This is a genomic window from Citrobacter sp. Igbk 16, from assembly GCF_028069755.1.
GTDB lineage: Bacteria > Pseudomonadota > Gammaproteobacteria > Enterobacterales > Enterobacteriaceae > Citrobacter.
Genome location: NZ_JANEWJ010000018.1, coordinates 49,841 through 72,956 on the forward strand (window position 1 = coordinate 49,841; position 23,116 = coordinate 72,956).

General features: G+C 52.9%; 23 protein-coding genes and 1 other annotated feature. Of the genes, 17 read left to right on the plus strand and 6 right to left on the minus strand.

From position 1 onward, the window contains the following. The first annotated feature begins 23 nt into the window (after positions 1 to 23). From gyrB to NNO03_RS13540, 6 genes are all read left to right on the plus strand, one after another. Positions 24 to 2,438: a DNA topoisomerase (ATP-hydrolyzing) subunit B gene (gene gyrB, locus NNO03_RS13515; RefSeq protein WP_271441437.1), complete on the plus strand. Its 2,415-nt coding sequence runs from the start codon at positions 24 to 26 to the stop codon at positions 2,436 to 2,438. 210 nt (positions 2,439 to 2,648) lie between these two features. After that, positions 2,649 to 3,461 (plus strand): sugar-phosphatase, encoded by an 813-nt coding sequence (yidA, locus tag NNO03_RS13520; RefSeq protein WP_271449747.1) that lies wholly within the window; start codon positions 2,649 to 2,651, stop codon positions 3,459 to 3,461. Positions 3,462 to 3,634: 173 nt separating this feature from the next. Further along, positions 3,635 to 4,645, plus strand: coding sequence for a hypothetical protein (locus NNO03_RS13525; protein ID WP_271449748.1), 1,011 nt, complete (start codon positions 3,635 to 3,637; stop codon positions 4,643 to 4,645). Positions 4,646 to 4,650: 5 nt separating this feature from the next. Further along, on the plus strand, positions 4,651 to 5,772 hold the full coding sequence (locus tag NNO03_RS13530) for a BamA/TamA family outer membrane protein (protein WP_271449770.1): 1,122 nt from the start codon (positions 4,651 to 4,653) through the stop codon (positions 5,770 to 5,772). Continuing rightward, the gene (locus NNO03_RS13535; protein ID WP_271449749.1) at positions 5,769 to 6,893 is read left to right on the plus strand and encodes a DUF4056 domain-containing protein; all 1,125 of its coding nucleotides are present in this window, start codon (positions 5,769 to 5,771) and stop codon (positions 6,891 to 6,893) included. Before NNO03_RS13530 ends, NNO03_RS13535 begins: the two co-directional genes overlap by 4 nt. Before the next feature lie 64 nt (positions 6,894 to 6,957). Next, entirely contained in the window at positions 6,958 to 8,184 is a 1,227-nt protein-coding gene (locus NNO03_RS13540) for a DUF3748 domain-containing protein (RefSeq protein ID WP_271449750.1), read from the plus strand. A gap of 1 nt (position 8,185) precedes the next feature. On the opposite strand, the gene NNO03_RS13545 is transcribed toward NNO03_RS13540, so the two are convergent. Continuing rightward, on the minus strand, positions 8,186 to 8,518 hold the full coding sequence (locus NNO03_RS13545) for a YceK/YidQ family lipoprotein (RefSeq protein WP_170974358.1): 333 nt from the start codon (positions 8,516 to 8,518) through the stop codon (positions 8,186 to 8,188). A gap of 239 nt (positions 8,519 to 8,757) precedes the next feature. Continuing rightward, positions 8,758 to 8,830 (plus strand) — a sequence feature (ROSE (Repression Of Heat Shock gene Expression) occurs in the 5'-region of heat shock genes and acts as an RNA thermometer to modulate expression.). On the opposite strand from NNO03_RS13545, the gene ibpA reads away from it, so the two are divergent. The 6 genes from ibpA (at position 8,824) to NNO03_RS13575 (ending at position 13,002) form a co-directional block, all read left to right on the plus strand. After that, on the plus strand, positions 8,824 to 9,237 hold the full coding sequence (ibpA, locus tag NNO03_RS13550; protein WP_040231504.1) for a small heat shock chaperone IbpA: 414 nt from the start codon (positions 8,824 to 8,826) through the stop codon (positions 9,235 to 9,237). (Overlaps the previous feature by 7 nt.) A 94-nt stretch (positions 9,238 to 9,331) precedes the next feature. Continuing rightward, entirely contained in the window at positions 9,332 to 9,760 is a 429-nt protein-coding gene (gene ibpB / locus NNO03_RS13555; protein WP_005121488.1) for a small heat shock chaperone IbpB, read from the plus strand. 124 nt (positions 9,761 to 9,884) lie between these two features. Beyond that, on the plus strand, positions 9,885 to 11,546 hold the full coding sequence (locus NNO03_RS13560; RefSeq protein ID WP_137382182.1) for a putative transporter: 1,662 nt from the start codon (positions 9,885 to 9,887) through the stop codon (positions 11,544 to 11,546). A gap of 229 nt (positions 11,547 to 11,775) precedes the next feature. Next, complete coding sequence (locus tag NNO03_RS13565; protein ID WP_005121491.1) at positions 11,776 to 12,123, plus strand: YidH family protein; 348 nt, start codon at positions 11,776 to 11,778, stop codon at positions 12,121 to 12,123. Beyond that, the gene (locus NNO03_RS13570; protein WP_271449751.1) at positions 12,113 to 12,475 is read left to right on the plus strand and encodes a DUF202 domain-containing protein; all 363 of its coding nucleotides are present in this window, start codon (positions 12,113 to 12,115) and stop codon (positions 12,473 to 12,475) included. The genes NNO03_RS13565 and NNO03_RS13570 overlap by 11 nt, the downstream gene beginning before the upstream one ends. Then, positions 12,472 to 13,002, plus strand: a complete 531-nt coding sequence (locus tag NNO03_RS13575; protein WP_271449752.1) for a radical SAM protein — start codon at positions 12,472 to 12,474, stop codon at positions 13,000 to 13,002. The genes NNO03_RS13570 and NNO03_RS13575 overlap by 4 nt, the downstream gene beginning before the upstream one ends. A 12-nt stretch (positions 13,003 to 13,014) precedes the next feature. Here the strand turns inward: NNO03_RS13575 and dsdA are convergent, their stop codons facing one another. Then, entirely contained in the window at positions 13,015 to 14,337 is a 1,323-nt protein-coding gene (dsdA, locus tag NNO03_RS13580; RefSeq protein ID WP_271449753.1) for a D-serine ammonia-lyase, read from the minus strand. 17 nt (positions 14,338 to 14,354) lie between these two features. Continuing rightward, positions 14,355 to 15,692, minus strand: coding sequence for a D-serine transporter DsdX (gene dsdX, locus NNO03_RS13585; RefSeq protein ID WP_271449754.1), 1,338 nt, complete (start codon positions 15,690 to 15,692; stop codon positions 14,355 to 14,357). 228 nt (positions 15,693 to 15,920) lie between these two features. Between dsdX and dsdC the strand changes: the two genes are divergently transcribed. Further along, positions 15,921 to 16,847 carry a DNA-binding transcriptional regulator DsdC gene (gene dsdC, locus NNO03_RS13590; RefSeq protein WP_271441450.1) on the plus strand — a complete coding sequence of 309 codons (927 nt, stop codon included), beginning with the start codon at positions 15,921 to 15,923 and terminating at the stop codon, positions 16,845 to 16,847. Between the two features lie 78 nt (positions 16,848 to 16,925). Beyond that, the gene (locus NNO03_RS13595; RefSeq protein ID WP_271449755.1) at positions 16,926 to 18,008 is read left to right on the plus strand and encodes a cellulase family glycosylhydrolase; all 1,083 of its coding nucleotides are present in this window, start codon (positions 16,926 to 16,928) and stop codon (positions 18,006 to 18,008) included. Here the strand turns inward: NNO03_RS13595 and emrD are convergent. From emrD to tisB, 3 genes are all read right to left on the minus strand, one after another. Further along, on the minus strand, positions 17,935 to 19,119 hold the full coding sequence (emrD, locus tag NNO03_RS13600; RefSeq protein ID WP_271441427.1) for a multidrug efflux MFS transporter EmrD: 1,185 nt from the start codon (positions 19,117 to 19,119) through the stop codon (positions 17,935 to 17,937). The two genes, NNO03_RS13595 and emrD, sit on opposite strands and share 74 nt — an antisense overlap. Positions 19,120 to 19,312: 193 nt before the next feature. Then, positions 19,313 to 20,146 (minus strand): DMT family transporter, encoded by an 834-nt coding sequence (locus NNO03_RS13605; protein ID WP_271441426.1) that lies wholly within the window; start codon positions 20,144 to 20,146, stop codon positions 19,313 to 19,315. Between the two features lie 123 nt (positions 20,147 to 20,269). Beyond that, a complete protein-coding gene (tisB, locus tag NNO03_RS13610) occupies positions 20,270 to 20,359 on the minus strand; it encodes a type I toxin-antitoxin system toxin TisB (RefSeq protein ID WP_003840643.1) in 90 nt (29 codons plus the stop codon). A gap of 520 nt (positions 20,360 to 20,879) precedes the next feature. On the opposite strand from tisB, the gene ivbL reads away from it, so the two are divergent. The 3 genes from ivbL (at position 20,880) to ilvN (ending at position 23,068) form a co-directional block, all read left to right on the plus strand. Continuing rightward, positions 20,880 to 20,978 (plus strand): ilvB operon leader peptide IvbL, encoded by a 99-nt coding sequence (gene ivbL, locus NNO03_RS13615; protein ID WP_003827118.1) that lies wholly within the window; start codon positions 20,880 to 20,882, stop codon positions 20,976 to 20,978. A gap of 107 nt (positions 20,979 to 21,085) precedes the next feature. Then, positions 21,086 to 22,774, plus strand: coding sequence for an acetolactate synthase large subunit (gene ilvB, locus NNO03_RS13620; protein ID WP_271449756.1), 1,689 nt, complete (start codon positions 21,086 to 21,088; stop codon positions 22,772 to 22,774). 3 nt (positions 22,775 to 22,777) lie between these two features. Continuing rightward, the gene (ilvN, locus tag NNO03_RS13625) at positions 22,778 to 23,068 is read left to right on the plus strand and encodes an acetolactate synthase small subunit (protein ID WP_038635677.1); all 291 of its coding nucleotides are present in this window, start codon (positions 22,778 to 22,780) and stop codon (positions 23,066 to 23,068) included. The last annotated feature ends 48 nt before the right edge of the window (positions 23,069 to 23,116 follow it).

A 23,116-nucleotide genomic window follows, 5' to 3' on the forward strand; every position in this document is an offset into this window, starting at 1 on the left:
GATAAAATGAGCGAGAAACGTTGATGTCGAATTCTTATGACTCCTCCAGTATCAAAGTCCTGAAAGGGCTGGATGCGGTGCGTAAGCGCCCGGGTATGTATATCGGCGACACGGATGACGGCACCGGTCTGCACCACATGGTATTCGAGGTGGTAGATAACGCTATCGACGAAGCGCTCGCGGGTCACTGTAAAGATATCGTTGTGACGATTCACGCTGACAACTCCGTGTCCGTTACCGATGATGGCCGTGGTATCCCAACCGGTATTCACCCGGAAGAGGGCGTTTCGGCGGCAGAAGTTATCATGACCGTTCTGCATGCAGGCGGTAAGTTCGATGATAACTCTTATAAAGTGTCTGGTGGTCTGCACGGCGTAGGTGTATCCGTCGTTAACGCCCTGTCGCAAAAACTGGAGCTGGTGATTCGTCGTGAAGGCAAAGTGCATCAGCAAACTTACGTGCACGGTGTGCCGCAGGCACCGCTGGCGGTAACCGGTGAAACAGAATTGACGGGTACCCAGGTTCGTTTCTGGCCAAGCCACGAAACCTTCACCAATGTCGTTGAGTTCGAATACGACATTCTGGCGAAGCGTCTGCGCGAGCTGTCCTTCCTGAACTCCGGCGTATCCATCCGCCTGCGCGACAAACGTGACGGCAAAGAAGATCATTTCCACTACGAAGGCGGTATCAAGGCGTTCGTTGAGTATCTGAATAAAAACAAAACGCCGATCCACCCGAATATCTTCTACTTCTCCACCGAAAAAGACGGCATTGGCGTTGAAGTTGCGCTGCAGTGGAACGATGGCTTCCAGGAAAATATCTACTGCTTTACCAACAATATTCCGCAGCGTGACGGCGGTACTCACCTTGCAGGCTTCCGTGCGGCGATGACCCGTACTCTGAATGCCTACATGGACAAAGAAGGTTACAGCAAAAAAGCGAAAGTTAGCGCCACCGGTGACGACGCCCGTGAAGGCCTGATTGCCGTCGTATCGGTAAAAGTACCGGATCCTAAATTCTCCTCTCAGACCAAAGACAAACTGGTTTCTTCAGAGGTGAAATCGGCGGTAGAACAGCAGATGAACGAACTGCTGAGCGAATACCTGCTTGAGAACCCGTCCGACGCGAAAATCGTTGTCGGCAAAATTATTGACGCTGCGCGTGCCCGTGAAGCGGCACGCCGTGCGCGTGAAATGACCCGCCGTAAAGGCGCGCTGGACTTAGCGGGCCTGCCGGGCAAACTGGCAGACTGTCAGGAACGTGACCCGGCACTGTCTGAACTGTACCTTGTGGAAGGGGACTCCGCGGGCGGTTCTGCGAAGCAGGGCCGTAACCGTAAGAACCAGGCGATCCTCCCGCTGAAGGGTAAAATCCTCAACGTTGAGAAAGCGCGTTTCGACAAGATGCTCTCTTCCCAGGAAGTGGCGACGCTGATCACCGCGCTGGGTTGTGGTATTGGCCGTGACGAGTACAACCCGGATAAACTGCGTTATCACAGCATCATTATCATGACCGATGCGGATGTCGACGGCTCGCATATCCGTACGCTGCTGTTGACCTTCTTCTATCGCCAGATGCCAGAAATCGTGGAACGCGGTCACGTCTACATTGCGCAGCCACCGCTGTACAAAGTGAAAAAAGGCAAGCAGGAACAGTATATTAAAGACGATGAAGCGATGGATCAGTACCAGATCTCCATCGCTCTGGATGGCGCAACGCTGCATACCAACGCTAATGCGCCGGCCCTTTCCGGTGAGTCGTTAGAAAAACTGGTTTCTGAGTACAATGCGACGCAGAAAATGATCGGCCGTATGGAACGCCGCTTCCCGAAAACGCTGCTGAAAGAGTTGGTTTATCAGCCAACGTTGACAGAAGCCGACTTGGCGAGCGAGCAGACCGTTACCCGTTGGGTTAATGCGCTGGTGACGGAACTGAATGAAAATGAACAGCACGGTAGCCTGTGGAAGTTCGACATTCAGGAAAACACTGAACAAGGGCTGTTCGAACCGATTATTCGCGTGCGTACGCACGGCGTGGATACCGATTACGCACTGGACCACGAGTTTGTGACCGGCGGCGAATATCGTCGTATCTGCACGCTGGGTGAGAAACTGCGTGGCCTGATCGAAGACGATGCGTTTATCGAACGTGGCGAGCGTCGTCAACCGGTTGCCAGCTTCGAGCAGGCGCTGGACTGGCTGGTGAAAGAGTCCCGTCGCGGCCTCGCTATTCAGCGCTATAAAGGCCTGGGCGAGATGAACCCGGAACAGCTGTGGGAAACCACTATGGATCCGGAAAGCCGCCGTATGCTGCGCGTTACGGTGAAGGATGCGATTGCCGCTGACCAGCTTTTCACCACCCTGATGGGTGATGCTGTTGAACCACGTCGTGCATTTATCGAAGAAAACGCCCTGAAAGCGGCGAATATCGATATTTAAGCCAATCTGTAGGCCGGATAAGGCGGTTTACGCCGCCATCCGGCAAGACGTTGTATTGTGCCTGATGGCGCCTTGCTTATCAGGCCTACAAACGACAACCCATCTACAAAAAGGGGAATCCCGATTCCCCTTTCTATCCCCCTTTTCGTAGCTGTTTTTTGAGCGGAATCGCGTTAGCATGAGGACGGACTCATTTAATCCGGGGAACTCATGGCTATCAAACTTATTGCTATCGACATGGATGGCACACTTCTGCTGCCCGATCACACCATTTCACCTGCGGTCAAAACGGCCATTGCCGCGGCGCGCGCGCGAGGTGTGAATGTGGTGCTGACCACGGGGCGCCCGTATGCTGGCGTCCACAGCTATCTGAAAGAACTGCATATGGAAAAACCCGGTGATTACTGCATTACCTACAATGGTGCACTGGTGCAGAAAGCCGGAGACGGAAGTACCGTCGCGCAAACCGCGCTGAGCTATGATGATTACCGTTTCCTGGAGCAACTCTCCAGGGAGGTCGGCTCGCATTTCCACGCACTCGATCGAAATACGCTGTATACCGCCAACCGTGACATCAGTTACTACACGGTACATGAGTCTTTCGTCGCGACCATCCCACTGGTGTTCTGTGAAGCAGAGAAAATGGACCCGGCGACCCAGTTCCTGAAAGTGATGATGATTGATGAACCAGAGATCCTCGATAAAGCTATCTCGCGTATTCCAGCAGAGGTAAAAGAGAAGTACACCGTGCTGAAAAGTGCGCCGTACTTCCTCGAAATTCTGGATAAACGCGTCAATAAAGGGACGGGCGTAAAATCACTGGCCGATGCGCTGGGAATTAAAGCTGAAGAGATTATGGCGATAGGCGATCAGGAAAATGATATCGCGATGATCGAATACGCAGGCGTAGGTGTTGCAATGGATAATGCTATTTCGTCGGTGAAAGAAGTGGCTAACTTCGTGACGAAATCCAATCTTGAAGACGGCGTTGCCTGGGCAATTGAGAAATACGTTCTCTCCTGATACACGTTGTGCCTGGCTTCGGCCAGGCATAGAACATTAAGAATGTTATAAAAATCATGTTTGTATTATCAGATGTGAAATCGCACATTAATCCCCCCACTTAGCACGTAACTTCTATACTCTCCCCCCTTCTTTTATATTCGGGCGATTCCTGCCTGCAACTATGTTTCCTTATGACTAACACACGCATCCGCCTGGTGTTGATGACGTCTTCCTGTTTGGCTTTTCAAGCCTGGGCTGCGACGGATTCTGGCTCAACATTGACACCGCTGTATGACTATCAGGACGATGGTCAGGCTACTTCTTTGCCAACAAAACCCGCGGCTAAACCAACCGCAAGCCACTCTGTTTTGCCGTTTTTAGGTGAGGAGGCACGTAAACGTGGCTACGACCTGCCTGAGCCGTTTGGCGTGAATATTAACTACATGAATATCAGGCAAAATATTAATGTAGACAGTATTAATTTCAACGGTCTCTCCCTGCGCGGTCACTCATTGGATAACGCGTTTAAAATCAACGTTGGCAATACCCGAGAGAGAAGTAAAACCGAAACCTTAAAACTGGATGCCTGGCTACTGCCTTTTATGAACGTCTATGGCCTGATTGGCTATACCGACGGGCACTCTGTTTCGCAGATAGGTGTAGGAGTCAAAGGACCACGTAAATACCGCACACCAGCTAATTTGCAGAATCTGGCATTTCAGCTCGACTTTAAAGGTACAACCTACGGTGTAGGAACGACTCTGGTTGGCGGAGTGGGCAACTGGTTTACGGCTTTTGATGCCAACTATACGCAAACGCAGTTCGATATCCTTGATGGCAGTATTAATGCCTTTACCGTCTCCCCGCGTGTAGGTTATCGCTTTACCACTCCCGGCGTGGAGGCCCTGCACATGCCATCCGGCAAGTTAAATCTGTGGGTGGGCAGCATGTATCAGGATGTGCAGCAAGAATTTAGCGGCAGCCTGAACGATCTCACAATGCCTTCTGCCGCACTGCAAAAAATGGTGGATATTGCGAACAAGGATGGCAATGGTCGCTTCGATGTTAAACAGCACCTGCAATCACCCTGGAATGTGCTGGTAGGCGCGCAATATGAGTTGACCCGCAACTTTAATATCACCACCGAAATTGGCTTTGCCGATCGTAATAGCTTCTTTGCTGCGGGAGAGTATCGTTTTTGACGCGCATCGGCCTGCTTCTGTTTTTCTGCCTGTTTGCCGGATACGTTCAGTCGGCGCTGCCGACCCGCAACGAGGTTGACGGCTGGCTGAATAAACTGGGTGCCAGCGATAACTTTAACGCCAGTAAAGGTATCGACTGGGGAGTGATGCCTGGGCCGTTTTATACCCCGGAACTGGGGCTGGGGATCGGGACGGCGGTGGTGGGGATGTATCGACCCGATCCGAACGATACGGTGAGTCAAAACTCGACGCTGACGCTGAGTGGTTACTTTAGCTCAACGGGGGCTTTCGGCATAACGATGCAAAATTATGCATTTTTCGCCGACGATCGCTGGCGTTTCTTTCTTAATGGCGCATTAACAGATACCCCAACCTACTACTGGGGACAGGGTTTTAGTGCCGGAGATAAAGATAGCCAAAAACAGCAATATACCGCTCAGGTCCTGGATTTGCGTCCAACGCTATACCGGCGGTTAGCACCTAACATCTATCTGGGACTCGGCTGGTCGCTGAATACTCAGCATGCTGCGCAAATGGACGACAACGACCCTCCGAAAATTGAAAACACGCCGCAGGGGGCATCGGTTCTCAGTTCCGGGAGCAGCGTAGAATTGAGTTGGGACGATCGTGATTTCGTCCCTAATCCGCGTAAAGGACAGTATGCCGATGTACGCTACACCCGCTTTAATCCGGAGGTGGGGAGTGATACCCGGTTTGATGAATACCAGTTGCATTACAGTCGTTACCACTCGCTGGACGATAAAAACGTGCTGGCATGGGAGGCGGATGGCACGTTTACCCAGGGATCAGTGCCGTGGAGCATGATGCCGCTGCTCGGTAGCAATCAACGCATGCGCGGTTATTACGAAGGGCGCTATCGGGATAAGAATGTCGTTAGCGGACAACTTGAGTATCGCCGCAAGCTCGATTGGCGGCACGGCGTGGTCGGTTGGCTGGGCGCAGGTACTATGGGGCCATCATTTAGTGCGCTGGACGACGGACGTTGGCTGCCCTCGGCAGGAGTCGGTTATCGCTTTGAATTCAAGCCGCGCGTCAACGTACGCCTGGATTACGGCATCGGCAAAGGCAGCAGTGGTTTCTATTTTCAGGTCGGAGAGGCATTTTGAGCAGGTTGCTGAAAACCATGTCATTACTGGCATTACTTCTCGCAGGCAGTGCTGGGGCGGTACTGCCGGTGGCATTAGATCTGGCTCCGCAGGCAACAGCGAGGGCAACCACCGCGTGGCCTGCTATGCCGCCACAGCCACTACCTAAAGGGTTACGTCCTTGCTGTGCATTTGGCTACAACTTGCATGCGGAATTTCTGGGCATGCCGGTACCGTTTTATCAGCTGGGTAACGTGGTCCCGGCAGGCCACCTTGGATTGCATCAGTACAACGATAGCATGCTGGCCGGGCTGGAAAACCTGAGCGGTTTAAGCCGTGAGAATAACGGTATTCTCTATACCGCCCGTGGCGGTTTTATTGATACCGCCCACGTTCGTGATACCGCTGATATGACGGTCTATATCTTTAGTCAGATCCTGCCGAAACTGGGGCAGGCTTTTACGCTCGATCTGGATACCGAGCTGGCCCAGCGCCGGTTGGTGTTTAATGCCTTTACACCACCAACCGATCCAGTCGCGCGTTATACGCTGGCAGCCTGGCTGGCCGCTCATCTGGCTTTTCAGGTCGCGGAGTGGCATGAAATTGCGCAATGGTACGGTTTTGAGTCTGTTCCCGGATTTTCTGAAGGTGTTTCTGCTTTTTCGCCAGAAGATCTTTACTCCAACCTGCTTGGTGCCCGCCTGGCGGTGTCACTGATTCTGGAGGGGCAAACGGTTTCTCAGGGGGTTTACGAGGTGGCGATGGGAACGGCGCTTCGGCAGGCACTTGTCCATCTTGGCGCTCAGTCGCCGGAACTCACCCGTTTCCATTTCGATATGCTGGACGGTCGCTGGTGGAACAGTCGGCGTCGGGTGCCGGAAAAATATCTGGTACTGCGGCGTAACTATCAGATGGGGGATAATCGTTTGCCGACACGCGTGCCCGGCGAGCAAGCTGTTCTGCAGCGACTGGCGCTGCCGCACCACTGGCAGGGCGTTGATCTTAATGCTGTCGGAGAGCTGCAACTGTGGCCGGGTACAGCAATGGAGCGGTTACCGCCGCCCATTCGTTACTACACCTTCGAGGACTTCCCCGCTTTGGCAGTGAACGCTCAGCAAGCTGATGCGCTTGCGGCCCGCTAAAGGCTTATGGGATATGCGCTGTGCATGGTAAAAAGGAGCGGTATTTTTTGTCCGGGACACCGCCATGAAACAAATCACCTTTGCAGCGCGTAATCATCAGCTTACCAATATCAACACCTGGACACCGGACAGCCAGTGGCTGGTCTATGATGTGCGTCCTTCCGGCGCGTCATTTACGGGTGAAACCATTGAGCGAGTGAATGTGCAGGATGGTGAGGTTGACGTCATTTACCGTGCTACACAAGGCGCACATGTCGGCGTGGTGACCGTTCATCCTAAGTCTGAGCAGTATGTCTTTATTCATGGACCAGAAAACCCAGATGAAACATGGCATTACGACTTTCATCATCGCCGTGGTGTGATTGCAACCCAGACCGCAGTGGCGAATCTGGATGCGATGGATATTACCGCGCCATATACCCCAGGCGCGCTGCGTGGCGGTAGTCATGTGCATGTCTTTAGTCCGAACGGTGAGTTTGTTAGCTTCACCTACAACGACCATGTGCTGCATGAGCGTTCTCCGGCACTGGATTTACGTAACGTTGGCGTGGCTGTTCCCTGTGGCCCGGTGACTGTGTCAGCAGATCACCCGCGTGAGTACAGCGGTAGCCACTGGTGTGTGCTGGTCAGTCAGACTACACCGGAACCCAAACCGGGCAGCGATGAGATTAACCGTGCTTATGAAGAGGGTTGGGTAGGAAATCATACGCTGGCCTTTATCGGCGATACGTTGTCTGTCAGTGGCGAAAAAGTACCGGAACTGTTTATCGTTGATTTGCCACGCAATGAAAGCGGCTGGAAACAGCCTGGCGATGCGCCTCTGGAGGGAACGGAAGCAACGATGCCTGCGCCACCAGCCGGCATCGTTCAGCGACGCCTGACGTTTACTCACGATCGCGCCTTCCCGGGGCTGGTGAATCAACCGCGCCATTGGGTACGCAGCAATCCAGAGGCATCCGAAATTGCGTTTCTGATGCGCGATGACAACGGTATCGTGCAGTTATGGCTCATTACCGTGCAAGGGGGGGAGCCGCGTCAACTAACCCGGAGCGCCACAGATATTCAGTCGGCATTCAACTGGCATCCGTCGGGTCGATGGCTGGGATTTGTGCTGGAAAACCGAATTGCCTGCTGCGATGCGCAGACGGGAGAGATTGAATTTTTAACGACCAGCCATGGCAACCCACCTTCAGCAGATGCGATTGTCTTCTCTCCTGATGGCCGACAGGTTGCCTGGATGGAAGACGTCGACGGTTTCCGCCAGCTATGGGTGACAGAAACCGGACGTTAACTTAAGGCGCAGGCATTTGAGCTGGGGGGATAACGGCGTTGGTGGCTTGCGTTTTTTCCTCGCTCTTTTCTACGCGGGATCGGACCGAGTTATCTTTGCGAAAGAGATCCCACGGGAGCAGTACCGTATCCAGAACCGCAGTAAAAGGCATATCCAGAATAGCCAACGACTTTGTTCCCCAGTTCGTATCGCTATCGCCAATCATTGTGGCACTGGCACGGGTGCCTGGATAGGTCCCTTCTTTCCCTCCGGTATGTGACATCACGCTGGAGCAGCCGCTTATAAAAACCATCCCGCTGCACATCATCAGTGTTAACACCATTTTTTTTATCATCATTATTTCATCTGCTAATCATCGTGTTTGCATGGTGAGTTAAAGCGATCCGTTGCGAAAATAACATCACCATCTTGTCGCAATGTGGCGGCAATCGCGATTTAACGATAACGACTGCTCCCCCCAGTGTATGCAATAGACAACAAACTGCAAAAAAAGTCAGAGGAGTACGCTTGAAAAGTTTGTATTAAGACCCATTTTTAGGGTGTAGACAAATGAAGGGCATGCCTGATGGGTGTCCTGGCTACCTGACCTGTCCAAGATGGAAGGTCCAACATTCTCGCTGATTTCAGGAGCTATTGATTATGCGTAACTTTGATTTATCCCCGCTATACCGTTCTGCTATTGGATTTGATCGTCTGTTTAACCTGTTGGAAAACAACCAGGGCCAAAGCAATGGTGGCTACCCTCCGTACAACGTTGAGCTGGTAGACGAAAACCATTACCGCATTGCAATTGCCGTTGCGGGCTTTGCTGAAAGCGAGCTGGAAATTACCGCTCAGGATAATTTGCTGGTGGTGAAAGGCGCGCATGCGGACGAGCAAAAAGAACGTACTTACCTGTACCAGGGTATTGCCGAACGCAATTTCGAACGCAAGTTCCAGTTAGCGGAGAACATCCACGTTCGCGGCGCAAACCTGGTAAACGGTCTGCTGTATATCGAGCTTGAGCGCGTGATTCCTGAAGCGAACAAACCGCGCCGCATCGAAATCAACTAATTTATCTGTCGGGCCGCTTGCGCGGCCCCGCGAAGCACAGGCTTGCCGTCAGGGAGCCGAAAGGTACTTACTCGCTTCTTAGAAGGAGAATATTATGCGTAACTACGATTTATCCCCACTGCTGCGTCAATGGATCGGTTTTGACAAACTGGCCAATGCATTACAAAACGCCGGTGAAAGCCAAAGCTTCCCACCCTATAACATCGAAAAGAGCGATGATAACCACTACCGCATTACCCTTGCGTTAGCCGGTTTCCGCCAGGAAGATTTGGATATTCAACTGGAAGGCACTCGTCTGACTGTAAAAGGTACGCCGCAGCAGCCGGAAAAAGAGACCAAATGGTTGCATCAGGGGCTGGTCACTCAATCATTCAGCCTGAGCTTTACGCTGGCTGAAAATATGGAAGTCTCCGGCGCAAGTTTCACCAATGGCTTGCTGCATATTGATTTGACCCGTAATGAGCCTGAAACCATTGCTCCACAACGTATCGCCATCAGCGAACGTCCCGCATTAAATAGCTAAATAGCTCCAAGCCTTTGCCCCGCCAGAAATGACGGGGCTTTTTTGTGCTTTACCACCCATACATTGCGCCTGTACTCTGCGAGAATCCATTTACTTAATGATGTTATTCACAGGGAACAGAAGAATGAGTGATATAGCATTGACGGTCAGCGTTCTGGCATTGGTGGCGGTTGTCGGGTTATGGATCGGCAACATAAAAGTACGGGGCGTTGGTTTTGGCATCGGAGGCGTGCTGTTTGGCGGTATTATCGTCGGACACTTTGTCGATCAGGCAGGGATGACCCTGAGCGGCGATATGCTGCATTTTATTCAGGAATTTGGCCTGATACTCTTCGTCTATACCATCGGCATCCAGGTCGGGCCGGGTTTCTTTGCTTCACTGCGTGTTTCGGGACTGCGTCTGAACCTGTTTGCAGTGCTGATCGTGATTATCGGGGGGCTGGTCACCGCGCTTCTGCATAAGATCTTCGCTATTCCGCTGCCCGTGGTGCTGGGGATCTTCTCCGGCGCGGTCACTAATACGCCCGCACTGGGTGCCGGGCAGCAAATTCTGCGCGATCTGGGTACGCCGGGGGATGTGGTCGATCAGATGGGGATGAGCTATGCCATGGCTTATCCTTTCGGTATTTGCGGTATTTTGCTCACGATGTGGCTGATGCGCCTCATTTTCCGCGTGAACGTGGAGTCTGAGGCTCAGCAGCATGAATCAACGCTGACCAACGGTCATACGCTGATTCAGACGATGAACATTCGTGTTGAAAACCCGAACCTCAATAATATGGCGATTCAGGATGTCCCTATTCTGAACAGCGACAAAATCATCTGTTCACGCCTGAAGCGAGATGAAACGTTAATGGTGCCGTCGCCGGGGACGATTATCCAGATGGGCGATTTGCTCCACCTGGTCGGACAGCCAGGCGATCTGCATAATGCGAAGGTGGTGATTGGGCAGGAAGTGGACACTTCACTGTCAACGCGGGGCACGGATTTGCGCGTTGAACGTGTCGTTGTGACCAACGAACAGGTACTTGGCAAGCGGATCCGCGACCTGCACTTTAAAGAACGTTACGACGTGGTGATTTCCCGTCTGAACCGCGCGGGCGTTGAACTGGTCGCCAGCAGCGATGCCAGCTTGCAATTTGGCGATATCCTGAATCTGGTGGGGCGACCTTCGTCGATTGATGCCGTTGCCAATGTTGTGGGTAACGCACAGCAAAAACTGCAGCAGGTGCAGATGTTGCCGGTGTTTATCGGGATCGGGCTTGGGGTTTTGTTGGGTTCAATCCCGCTGTTTATCCCCGGTTTCCCGGTGGCATTAAAACTGGGGTTGGCCGGTGGACCACTGATTATGGCGCTGATTTTGGGGCGTATTGGCAGTATCGGTAAGCTGTACTGGTTTATGCCTCCCAGCGCGAACCTGGCGTTGCGTGAGCTAGGTATTGTGCTCTTTCTCGCGGTGGTTGGTCTGAAATCCGGCGGCGATTTTGTGAATACGCTGACGCAGGGCGACGGTCTGAGCTGGGTGGGCTACGGTATTTTTATTACCGCCATTCCACTGATTACTGTCGGTTTACTGGCACGTATCTTTGCCAAAATGAACTATCTGACGCTGTGCGGCATGCTGGCAGGGTCGATGACGGACCCTCCTGCGCTGGCATTCGCTAACAACCTGCACGCCACCAGTGGCGCAGCAGCGCTCTCCTACGCCACCGTTTACCCGTTGGTGATGTTCCTGCGCATTATTACTCCGCAACTGCTGGCGGTGCTCTTCTGGGGATTAGGTTAAAACTGACCTATCCAGCCAGCATATCCAGGAATGCCTGATGCGCTGCGCTTATCCGACCTACATCGTTCACTGTAGGCCGGATAAGACGCCAGTCGCCATCCGGCATTACAAAGCACATCTCTCTTTTCCATTGTCTCATCACATTACGCTCCCTTTCGTTTGCGAATCAGGTTCATACTCCTTCACTGTTCCGGTATAACGACCAGACTACAATATTGAAGGAGTCGTCATGAAGATTTCCCGCCTTGGGGAAGCGCCGGATTACCGCTTCTCACTGGCAAATGAGCGTACGTTTCTGGCGTGGATCCGCACTGCGCTGGGTTTTCTGGCGGCGGGCGTTGGTCTTGATCAACTGGCCCCGGACTTTGCTACGCCGGTCATCCGTGAGGCACTTGCTTTGTTGCTGTGTCTGTTTGCAGGGGGGCTGGCGATCTACGGTTATCTGCGCTGGTTGCGAAATGAAAAGGCGATGCGTCTGAAAGAGGACATGCCGTACACCAACAGCCTGCTGATTATCAGCGTTATGTTGACGCTTGTGGCGGTGATTGTTATGGCGCTGGTGCTGTATGCCGGATAGTCGTAAGGCTCGTCGTCAGTCCGATCCTGGTCTACAACCGGAACGGACATCGCTGGCCTGGTTTCGTACGTTGCTAGGCTATGGTGCACTGATGGCGCTGGCGATTAAGCATAACTGGCATCAGGCGGGAGCGTTATTCTGGGTTTCGATAGCTGTGCTGGCAATTGTGGCGATTATTCTCTGGCGCTATACCCGCAGCCGTAACCTGATGGATGTTACGCATAGCGATTTTTCTGAATCTCGCGCGGTGCGTGACAAATTTATGATCTCCCTCGCGGTGTTATCCCTTGCAATACTGTTTGCTGTAACACACGTTCGCCAACTTATCGTATGTATCGGGAATTTTGCATGACAGTATGTGAGGACATGGATGTTAGTGAGGGTATTTTAAAGGTGGTGATTGATCACCAGAAGAGTTTACAACCTATTGAACTGTACCGTGATTTACGACAAGGAGATGTTCGTCTCGTACAGTTTATCCCGCTGATTAAGCGCGATGAAGCAGGCAACCTGACGGCTGAATCTGTCACACCAGAAGGGTGGGGGCAGTTTTTAAATACGATATTTGATATCTGGGTTCGTGAAGATATTAATCGGGTATCTATTCAGCTTTTTGATAAAACGCTGCGTCGATGGTGTGGACTGGCGGTACAAATGGAACGGCAATCGACCTCACCGCAGAGCGCGCGCTGCCGGTCATGTTCCTTATCGCAATTTTACCGTGGTGATTGCCCGGTGCATGGGGATATTCACGGGGAAAACGTGCTGTGTGCGGGATATCAGGCCTTCTTTGAACACTCATCACCCCATATGCGCGTCATGCGCGATCTGATTAAACAGCATCGCTCACCAATGGAGCTGATGGCGATGCTGCGTTGAGATCAGCGGGGGTTAGCGTCCTTTTGCCAGGTATTGCGCCATTTCGGCCTCCGGCACCATACCGCCGCCGGTCGCCCATACCAGATGAGTGGCGTTTTTGAGCTGTTCGGCACTGAATCCATGCATCTGCTGGTAATCCGTGGAGGCACAAACGTGTTGCGGACCAGCCATGCCAGCCAGTGCTGACGGCTCAAGACGAATATCTTCTTCCTGCGCCAGCCAGCCCAGCATGTCATACATGGTCTGGTCTTCCAGCGTATACAGACCGTCGAGCAGACGTTCCATCGCCTGGCCTACAAAGCCCGATGCGCGACCGACTGCCAGCCCATCTGCCGCCGTCAGGTTGTCGATGCCGATATCCTGCACGGAAATCGTGTCGTGCAGTCCGGTGTAAATCCCCAACAGCATGCACGGTGAATGAGTCGGCTCTGCGAAGAAGCAATGAACGTTGTCACCGAATGCCAGCTTCAGACCAAATGCCACCCCGCCAGGGCCACCACCCACACCGCACGGCAAGTAAACAAACAGTGGATGGTCAGCATCTACCACACGTCCCTGCTGGGCAAACTGGGCCTTCAGGCGCTGTCCGGCAACCGCATAACCTAAAAACAGCGTGCGAGAGTTTTCATCGTCGATAAAGAAACAGTTCGGATCGGACTCTGCCGCCTTACGCCCTTGTTCAACTGCCACACCGTAATCTTCTTCGTACTCCACAACGGTAACGCCGTGGCTGCGCAGCTTAGCCTTTTTCCATGCGCGCGCGTCGGCAGACATGTGTACCGTCACCTTAAAGCCGATGCGGGCGCTCATGATGCCGATAGACATCCCCAGGTTGCCGGTTGAACCTACCGCGATGCTGTACTGGCTAAAGAACTGTTTGAACTCGGGCGAAAGCAGCATGCTGTAATCATCATTTGTCGTCAGCAGACCTGCTTTCAGTGCCAGTTTTTCGGCGTGTGTCAGTACTTCATAAATACCGCCACGGGCTTTGATTGAGCCAGAAATTGGCAGATGGCTGTCTTTTTTCAGCAGCAGCTCGCCGTGGATAGGCTGCTCGTACTCTTGTTCCAGCCGTTTTTGCATCGCCGGGATGGTGGCCAACTCAGATTCAATAATGCCGCCAGTGGCCTCGGTTTCCGGGAAGGCTTTTGCCAGGTACGGCGCGAAGCGCGTCAGACGGGCGTGGGCGTCCTGAACGTCGTGCTCAGTCAGGCCAACATACGGTAAACCTTCCGCAAGAGAGGTGGTGCCAGGGTTAAACCAGGTCGTTTCCTTGAGAGCGACCAGATCTTCCACTAAAGGATACTGGGCGATAAGTGTTTGAATGTTTTCCATAGGACGTCTCGTTGCGCTTAGATAATAAAGGAAAGCAGGAATGTGCACGCCAGTGCAATAACGGACGCGATAAATGTCGCGGTCGTATAGTATTTGAACGTCTCATTCAGAGTGGCTCCGCAGTACTGCTTCACCAGCCAGAAGAGGGAATCTGTAACGATTGTGCAGCCAATTGCACCAGAACCGATGGCAATAGCGATGATCTCCGGGCTGACGTTCGGGTAAAGTGGTAGCATAGGGGCCACAATCGCTGTCGCACCCATCATGGCAACAGTGGCTGAACCCACTGCAGCATGCAGGATCAGTGCTACCAGCCATGCCAGCAGAATCGGGTGCATGTGCATATTCGAGAGGATCAGCGCGAGGGTATCCGCCAGCCCACTGCTTTTCAGGATAGCGTTGAATGCGCCGCCTGCGCCGATAATCAGCAGAATATTGGCTATGGAGCCAAAACCATTTTCGGTATGCGTCAGTAGCGCGCCCATGCCGATATGCTGACGCAAGCCGAGGATGTAATAGGCCACGAAAACGGCGATAAACATCGCGGTGATTGGGTTACCAATAAACTCCAGCAGCGTATAAACCGTGCTGCCTTTCGCCATGTTCAGCTCAGCGACGGTTTTAACCAGCATCAGGCCAATCGGCAGCAGCACGGTAAACAGCGTAGCACCGAGCGATGGCAGTGTACTTTCGTCGCGAACCTTCAGGTCGGAAAACTCAGCCGGAACCGGTTTAAACGGCATACGGTTGCCGAGGAATTTCAGGTACAGCGGTCCGCCGATTAGCGAGGCCATCAAGCCAACCAGTAAACCGTAAACGATCACTGTACCAATATCGGCACCCAGCTTGTTGGCCACGAACAGGGCGGCAGGATGTGGCGGTACCACGCAATGTACAGCCATCAGCGCAGTACACAGCGGGATCGCCAGTTTCAGCAGTGAGGTGTTGGTTTTTTTAGCAATAGAAAAAGCCAGTGGGATCAACAGCACCACGCCGACTTCGACAAACAGTGTGATGCCGCAAATCAACCCGACCAGTACCATAATGACGTCAGCCGAAAGCCAGCGACAACGCTGCAACGTCAGACCGATGCGTTCCGCCGCGCCGGATACTTCCATCATTTTGCCGAGAATGGTACCAAGACCGATAACGGCAGCGAGAAAGCCCAGCGTACCGCCGATGCCACTCTCAATGGCGTTGACCATATCCAGCGGTCCCATGCCCATCATCGTACCCACGAAGAAGCTGGCTAACAGCAGTGCCAGAAACGGGTGGAATTTGAACTTCACGATGGTCAAAACGATTAATACGATGCTTATCAGCAGCGTACTCACAACCCAGATTTGAGAGTGCATAACTCACCTTGCCCTGTGATTAATATAGGGGTATTGGACAAAAATAAGGCACAGTCTGACAAACGATAAAAATCCCCTTTCACATGAGCCAGATTGAATCAAATGAGTGATTTACATCTAATTACGCATTATTTATGCGATATGGTTCACCTTGATTCATCTTTATGCTGATTTTTACAGCGGTTTTTTTTACACTCCGGCGAATAATTCAGGATGAAAGAGGTGAATATGGACCCCCTTCGTGAAGTCAGAAATCGGCTGCTCAATGGTTGGCAACTCTCAAAACTGTATACCTTTGAAGTGGCGGCCAGACATCAGTCGTTTGCGCTGGCGGCAGACGAACTTTCCTTAAGCCCCAGCGCCGTCAGCCACCGAATTAATCAGCTTGAAGAAGAGTTGGGGATTCAGCTGTTTGTTCGCTCTCACCGCAAAGTGGAGCTCACTCACGAAGGTAAACGGGTGTTCTGGGCGTTGAAATCGTCGCTGGATACGCTGAATCAGGAAATCCTCGATATCAAAAACCAGGAACTTTCCGGGACGCTCACTGTGTACTCACGCCCCTCCATCGCACAGTGCTGGCTGGTTCCGGCGCTCGGTGACTTTACCCGTCGCTATCCGTCGATTTCTCTGACCATGCTGACCGGGAATGACAACGTCAATTTGCAACGTGCCGGGGTTGATCTGGCCATTTATTTTGACGATGCCCCCTCTGCACAGCTCACGCACCATTTCCTGATGGATGAAGAGATCCTGCCGGTATGCAGCCCGGACTATGCCCGTCGTTATGACCTTACGGGGTCGTTAGTGAATCTGCCGCACTGCACGTTGCTGCACGATAGACAGGCATGGAGTAACGACTCCGGGACCGATGAATGGCACAGTTGGGCGCAGCATTTTGCCGTGAATTTGCCGACATCATCAGGTATCGGCTTCGATCGTTCTGATTTAGCGGTCATTGCGGCGATGAACCATATCGGCGTAGCGATGGGACGAAAGAGACTGGTACAAAAGCGCCTCGACAGCGGGGAACTGGTCGCGCCTTTCGGTGATATGGCGCTGAAATGCCATCAACACTATTACGTCACCACGTTACCCGGCAGGCAGTGGCCAAAAATCGAGGCATTTATTGGCTGGCTGCAGGAGCAGGTTAAATAAACGGGCCGCGAATATTTTTTACGCTTTCTCTCTACACCAGGTATCAAAAATCATGCTAAATACGTGATATCACACCTGATGATTTGCGTAAGGACGACCGTGTTAAAGCCGATTGTTTCCCTCTTACTGTTAGCCAGTGCCGCCGTGTATGCCGCGCCCCCTGCGCTGACGGCGGCGCTGTATGCGCAGCAGCTTGGGGTTGGAATGGACGTAGACTGGGCTCGCACCGAGCGCGGTATCCGCGAGTTCGACCCGCTGGTGGTACGGGATTTCAAGGCGAAAGGGATCTCTCATGTGCGTATTCGTGTGGCGGGTGAGCCAACAGAAGCCAGACTCATCCATTTGCGCAAGCTGGTAGAGGCTTGCGAGCAATACGGCGTGATCCCGATTATTGCTTATCAGGCTGATGAATATAAAAAAGACCCCAATAGCGGCAACGAAAAAGAGGTGGTTAACTGGTGGGTAGCGGTGGCGCATTACTTTGGTCAAAGTTCGCCGTTGCTGGGCTTTGACCTGATTTATGAGCCTGCCGATAAGCTTAATCACAATCAGACTTCGCTCAATCGGGTGTATGACAAAACCATTCGTACTATCCATGCCATCGACCCGCAGCGGATGATTTTCATTGCGCCGCGCCTGCGCGCGGCACCGGAAGATTTGCCTAATCTGAAATTACCGCCGCAAAGCCAGAATACCGTTCTGGCTGAATGGCATATCTTCCCGTGGGGGCCGCTAAAAAATAACGGTAAGTACCCCTGGACGTCGGGGACTGCGGCAGAAAAAGCTGCCATTCGCGCCCGTATTAATACGGCTATTCACTGGCAACAGAAAACGGGGCACGTCAGTTGGGTGGGGGGCTGGTCACCGGGAGAAACCATCAAAAATACGCCTTCTGCCGCGCAAACTGCATTTGCACGGTTTATGGCATGTGAACTGCGCAAGGCAAAAATCCCCTATGCAATCAATGCTGATACGCAGTTTTATGATGGTGAAGAAGGTGCCTGGCGTCCGGCACTGGAGCCGTTGATTAATACGATGATTGCGCCTGAATGTGAAAAGCCCGGCGATAAACCGGGCCATCATGCGCTTAAACCGCCTGTCCCTGATGTGACACGCGTGACGCCAGCGGCAGCCAGCATACAAAAATCAGCAGCCCCATAAGGGTCATCAGCAGCCCGAGGCTGGCTTGTCCGGTCTGCGGTAGCATCGCGGAGAGCCACGCCAGCACGCCAGAGCCAATGTTCTGTAAGCCACCAACCAGCGCGCCGGCAGTACCTGCCAGGAACGGGAAAGGTTCCATTGCGCCGCTGGTTGCCAGTGGGAACAACATCCCCGCACCGAAGAAGAACAACGCGGCAGGAACCAGCAGTGTCCAGACGTTCATCACATCAAACAAACCTGGGATCCACATCATCAACCCGGCAACCAGGCAGCAGGTAACCGACTGCCACATTAGCGTTGAAAATCGCTTGTTAGGGCGACCGGCGAACCATGCGCCGAAAAACGCCGCCGGAATAGGCAGAATAAACAGGATACTGACCGCCATGCTGCTTAAACCCAGCACCGCGCCCATCAATACCCCAGAGCAGGCTTCGAAGACGGCAACGCCTGCCAGGCCGCCGATCAACATCAGCACGTAACAGGTGAATGCGCCGTTGCCAAACAGGGTTTTGTAGCTGGCAATAAGCCGTGGGCGTGGCGCGCCAGCAGGCCGTGTTTCCGGCATCCAGCGCGCCATGCTAAATGTGACGCCTGCACACAGAATCAGCAGAAAAATATAGCAAGCGCGCCAGTTCCACAGCGTATCCAGCATGCCGCCAATCAGCGGTGCCAGCAGTGGACTGACCAGGATACCCATATTTAACAAACTATTCGCGTGACGAAGCTGAGTACCTTCATACAGGTCTCGCGGTAGGGTTCGCGCCATCACACCGCCAACGCCCGTCCCCATCCCCTGGATGGCACTGGCGATGATCAATACCGTCAGACTATGGGTAGTAATGGCGACCAGCGTAGCCAGCATAAAAATAGACATCCCGGCGAGGATCACCGGGCGACGACCTACGCGGTCGGAAAGCGGGCCGTAAAACAGTTGTGACACGCCGTAGGTCAGCAGGTAGGCAGCCATTACGCTTTGCACCGCGCCTTCGCGAACGTTCAGTTCACGCGCCATATCAGCAATCGCAGGGATATAAATGGTTTGCGCCATCTGACCCACCGCCACCAGTAATACCAACATCAACAACAAATTGACGCTTCTATGCCTTTTCATTTCGCTGATTACTTTTCAAATGAAGAAAAAATAAGAATAAGGTGCTGCACTTTCCCATAAATGCGCGTGGAATCTACCACAACAGAAAAAGAAGGCCAGATAGTGGGCTGGAATGTTTAAACGATGAACGGCAGGAAATGTAAACAAATAGCGGCAACAAATGTTGCCGGATTGCATCAGGTCGACAGCGCGATTATGACAAACGTAGCAATACTGCGCCGGCGGCAATACCTGCGGCCGCGATAAGGCGTACTCCGGCGACTTTCTCTTTTAGCAGCAACCAGGCGAGCAGTGCGCCAAACAGAATGGATGTTTCACGCAGTGCGGCTACCACCGCCAGCGGGGCCTGAGTCATCGCCCACAGTGCCAGCCCGTAAGAGCCCATGGTGCCAATACCACCAAGAATACCTTTCTTCCACTGGTGCGCCAGATAGCGGGAGGCTTCGCGGCGTCTGGCAATCATCGCCCAGCTCAACAAGCAGGAGCCGTTCAGGAAGAAGGTCCAGAGCGTGTAGCCCAGAGCAGTCTCTGAAAGCCGAACACCGGTGCCATCAACCAGCGTATAGCCGGCAATAAAACAGGCATTGATGAGCGCCAGAACGATCCCTCGTTGTGAACTGCTGCGTCCGTTAAATGCCATGCCGAGGATCGCCAGGCAGATTGTGGCAATCCCCACCCAGGCCAGCATTGACAGACTATCGCCGAGAAACAGGACGCTGATGATAGCGACCAACAATGGGGCGGTGCCGCGCATGATGGGATAGGTCTGGCTCATGTCCGAAACCTGATAGGTTTTGGCAACCAGGACGGTGTACACCACCTGTAATGCGGTTGAAATCGCCAAAAATGGCAGGCTGGCGGCAGAGGGTTGGGGGGCGAAGGGTAAGAGAATCAGAGCCATAATCGCAGCCGAGCCGCTCACGCTGATAGCCGAGTACAGCTTGTCATTTCCTGCTTTAACAATGGCGTTCCAGCTGGCATGAAGCAGCGCGGCGAACAGTAAAATGCAGAAAACAGAAAGAGTCATAGCGGTATTCTTCCCTGAGAATGTCATAAAAACGTAACATATTGGCGCGACACAAGCACCTGGGAGAAGGTGAAAGGGGAGCAGGTGATAACCCGCTCCCCTTAAGTGCGACTTGAATCTGAACTATTTTATATACTTCAGAACAGCATCAAGCAGTTGCAGTGCTGCAACGATGAGTTTGAGGATAAGAATAGCGATATCCACGAGGCTCATACGCTCTCCTTTTGGTACAAGGAGCACGGTGCTGGCGTACCTCGCCGCTGCCTGTTGCCAGCACCTTTGTTGACGTAACACAGTGTGCTCACTTCGGGGGTTAAGGCGCTGACGGCACCACCCGTTTCAGCCAGGACTTTGTTGCGCCGGTAAAACAGCGGCCCCCTCGCGCACTGCGAACATTCACAGTATAGATAAATACTGTATGTATGAACAGTATTTTATGGACAAAATCCGCAAAGCGATCCATACTCAGAAACGTCAAAATCCGTACCTTAAATTGCGCGTTCGTTGCCGATCGCGTATACTTCTTGCGTTGACGTAACACAGTGTGTTCTGCGGTTACCAGCCGCAAACCCTGAAAAAAACCTCGCCCCGGCGGGGTTTTTTGTTTTTACATTGCGTACAGCTAAACGTGATCTTTGACGCATTTTTGCGCAGATGAAAAATTTTCCATTGTCACGCTGAAAAACCTGTGTTTGTATAAATCCTGTTAACCAACAAACAGACAAGGTCCCTAATGAACCCTTCCATGCTGACTGCGACCCTACTAAAAACTGCGCCATCTCGCGCAGCGGTCGTCGTGCGTGTGGTGGTGGTCGTCGGCAATGCGCCGTAGGGTCCGGAACAACACACGATTCCAAAACCCCGCCGGCGCAAACCGGGCGGGGTTTTTCGTATAAGAGACCTGCCCGGAGCAAAGGCCCAGAATAAAAGGACTGGAGCATGGCAAGTTCGGGCATCACATCCAAGCGTACGCGCTTTACGGGCGCAGAATTCATCGTTCATTTCCTGGAACGTCAGGGAATTAAAGTCGTCACCGGTATTCCTGGTGGCTCAATTCTCCCCGTCTACGACGCCTTAAGCCAAAGCACGCAAATCCGTCATATCCTGGCGCGCCACGAGCAGGGTGCGGGGTTTATCGCCCAGGGGATGGCACGAACCGAGGGTAAACCTGCGGTGTGTATGGCCTGTAGCGGGCCGGGGGCAACTAACCTGGTTACTGCTATCGCCGATGCGCGCCTGGACTCTATTCCGTTGGTGTGTATCACCGGGCAGGTTCCGGCCTCTATGATCGGCACTGACGCCTTCCAGGAAGTTGACACCTACGGCATCTCTATCCCCATCACCAAACACAATTATCTGGTTCGCCATATCAATGAATTACCGCAGGTCATGAGCGATGCCTTCCGCATTGCGCAGTCAGGACGCCCAGGCCCGGTGTGGATAGACATACCTAAGGACATTCAAACAGCCGTATTTGACATTGAAGAGATGCCGGAGCCTGCAGAAAAAGCCCCTGCGCCAACCTTTAGCGCGGACAGCGTTCGCGATGCTGCCGCCATGATCAATGCGGCACAACGTCCAGTGTTGTACCTCGGCGGCGGCGTGATTAACGCACCTGAGCGCGTACGTGAGCTGGCGGAAAAAGCGATGCTGCCCACAACCATGACCTTAATGGCGCTGGGCATGTTGCCAAAAGCGCATCCGCTGTCGTTAGGTATGCTGGGCATGCACGGCGCACGCAGCACTAACTTTATTCTGCAAGAAGCTGATTTATTAATTGTTCTTGGCGCACGTTTTGATGACCGGGCGATTGGTAAAACCGAGCAGTTCTGCCCGAATGCAAAGATTATCCACGTGGATATCGATCGTGCCGAGCTGGGTAAAATCAAACAGCCGCACGTAGCCATTCAGGCGGATGTGAATGAGGTGCTGGAACAGCTGATCCCATTGATTGAGGCGCAGTCGCGCGGCGTGTGGCATCACATGGTGGCGGATTTGCAGCGTGAATTTCCATGTACCATTCCACAGGAAAGCGATCCGCTCAGCCATTATGGGCTGATTAACGCCGTTGCGGCTTGCGTAGACGATAGCGCCATCATCACTACCGACGTGGGCCAGCATCAGATGTGGGCGGCGCAGGCCTACCCGCTGAATCGCCCACGTCAGTGGCTGACGTCTGGTGGTCTGGGGACCATGGGCTTCGGTCTGCCCGCAGCGATTGGTGCGGCGCTGGCGAACCCGGACAAGAAAGTACTGTGCTTCTCTGGTGACGGCAGCCTGATGATGAATATTCAGGAAATGGCGACTGCCAGTGAAAATCAGCTGGATATTAAGATCATCCTGATGAATAACGAAGCGCTGGGTCTGGTGTATCAGCAGCAGAGCCTGTTCTATAAACAAGGCGTGTTTGCTGCGACCTATCCGGGGATGATTAACTTTATGCAGATTGCCGCCGGTTTTGGTCTCGAAACCTGCGATTTAAATTATGAAGCGGATCCACAGGCGGCGCTGCAGGAGATAATTAATCGTCCAGGACCTGCGCTGATCCACGTACGTATTGATGCAGAAGAAAAAGTGTACCCGATGGTACCGCCGGGTGCGGCAAACACTGAAATGGTGGGGGAATAAGCCATGCAACAGCAGACTCATGACAACGTAATCCTGGAACTCACCGTACGCAATCACCCGGGTGTAATGACCCACGTTTGTGGACTGTTTGCCCGCCGTGCGTTCAACGTGGAAGGTATCCTCTGTCTACCGATTCAGGACAGTGATAAGAGCCGTATCTGGCTACTGGTCAACGATGACCAGCGTCTGGAACAGATGATAAGTCAGATAGATAAACTGGAAGACGTGGTGAAAGTCGCACGCAACCAGTCCGACCCGTCGATGTTTAATAAGATAAGCGTCTTCTTCGAGTAATTCGTTCAAGGCTTGAACGATGAAGTGTATATCGTTAAGGTAATCGCC

Excerpts from the sequence above, each read along its gene's own strand:
- NNO03_RS13570 (WP_271449751.1), top strand. The coding sequence starts at position 12,113 with ATGCCGGATAGTCGTAAGGCTCGTCGTCAGTCCGATCCTGGTCTACAA.
- NNO03_RS13545 (WP_170974358.1), bottom strand. The coding sequence starts at position 8,518 with ATGATAAAAAAAATGGTGTTAACACTGATGATGTGCAGCGGGATGGTT.
- NNO03_RS13605 (WP_271441426.1), bottom strand. The coding sequence starts at position 20,146 with ATGACTCTTTCTGTTTTCTGCATTTTACTGTTCGCCGCGCTGCTTCAT.
- ilvB (WP_271449756.1), top strand. The coding sequence starts at position 21,086 with ATGGCAAGTTCGGGCATCACATCCAAGCGTACGCGCTTTACGGGCGCA.
- gyrB (WP_271441437.1), top strand. The coding sequence starts at position 24 with ATGTCGAATTCTTATGACTCCTCCAGTATCAAAGTCCTGAAAGGGCTG.
- NNO03_RS13575 (WP_271449752.1), top strand. The coding sequence starts at position 12,472 with ATGACAGTATGTGAGGACATGGATGTTAGTGAGGGTATTTTAAAGGTG.
- NNO03_RS13595 (WP_271449755.1), top strand. The coding sequence starts at position 16,926 with ATGATTTGCGTAAGGACGACCGTGTTAAAGCCGATTGTTTCCCTCTTA.
- dsdC (WP_271441450.1), top strand. The coding sequence starts at position 15,921 with ATGGACCCCCTTCGTGAAGTCAGAAATCGGCTGCTCAATGGTTGGCAA.
- NNO03_RS13565 (WP_005121491.1), top strand. The coding sequence starts at position 11,776 with ATGAAGATTTCCCGCCTTGGGGAAGCGCCGGATTACCGCTTCTCACTG.
- ibpB (WP_005121488.1), top strand. The coding sequence starts at position 9,332 with ATGCGTAACTACGATTTATCCCCACTGCTGCGTCAATGGATCGGTTTT.
- NNO03_RS13525 (WP_271449748.1), top strand. The coding sequence starts at position 3,635 with ATGACTAACACACGCATCCGCCTGGTGTTGATGACGTCTTCCTGTTTG.
- tisB (WP_003840643.1), bottom strand. The coding sequence starts at position 20,359 with ATGAGCCTCGTGGATATCGCTATTCTTATCCTCAAACTCATCGTTGCA.
- emrD (WP_271441427.1), bottom strand. The coding sequence starts at position 19,119 with ATGAAAAGGCATAGAAGCGTCAATTTGTTGTTGATGTTGGTATTACTG.
- ibpA (WP_040231504.1), top strand. The coding sequence starts at position 8,824 with ATGCGTAACTTTGATTTATCCCCGCTATACCGTTCTGCTATTGGATTT.
- NNO03_RS13560 (WP_137382182.1), top strand. The coding sequence starts at position 9,885 with ATGAGTGATATAGCATTGACGGTCAGCGTTCTGGCATTGGTGGCGGTT.
- ivbL (WP_003827118.1), top strand. The coding sequence starts at position 20,880 with ATGAACCCTTCCATGCTGACTGCGACCCTACTAAAAACTGCGCCATCT.
- ilvN (WP_038635677.1), top strand. The coding sequence starts at position 22,778 with ATGCAACAGCAGACTCATGACAACGTAATCCTGGAACTCACCGTACGC.
- dsdX (WP_271449754.1), bottom strand. The coding sequence starts at position 15,692 with ATGCACTCTCAAATCTGGGTTGTGAGTACGCTGCTGATAAGCATCGTA.
- NNO03_RS13540 (WP_271449750.1), top strand. The coding sequence starts at position 6,958 with ATGAAACAAATCACCTTTGCAGCGCGTAATCATCAGCTTACCAATATC.
- yidA (WP_271449747.1), top strand. The coding sequence starts at position 2,649 with ATGGCTATCAAACTTATTGCTATCGACATGGATGGCACACTTCTGCTG.
- dsdA (WP_271449753.1), bottom strand. The coding sequence starts at position 14,337 with ATGGAAAACATTCAAACACTTATCGCCCAGTATCCTTTAGTGGAAGAT.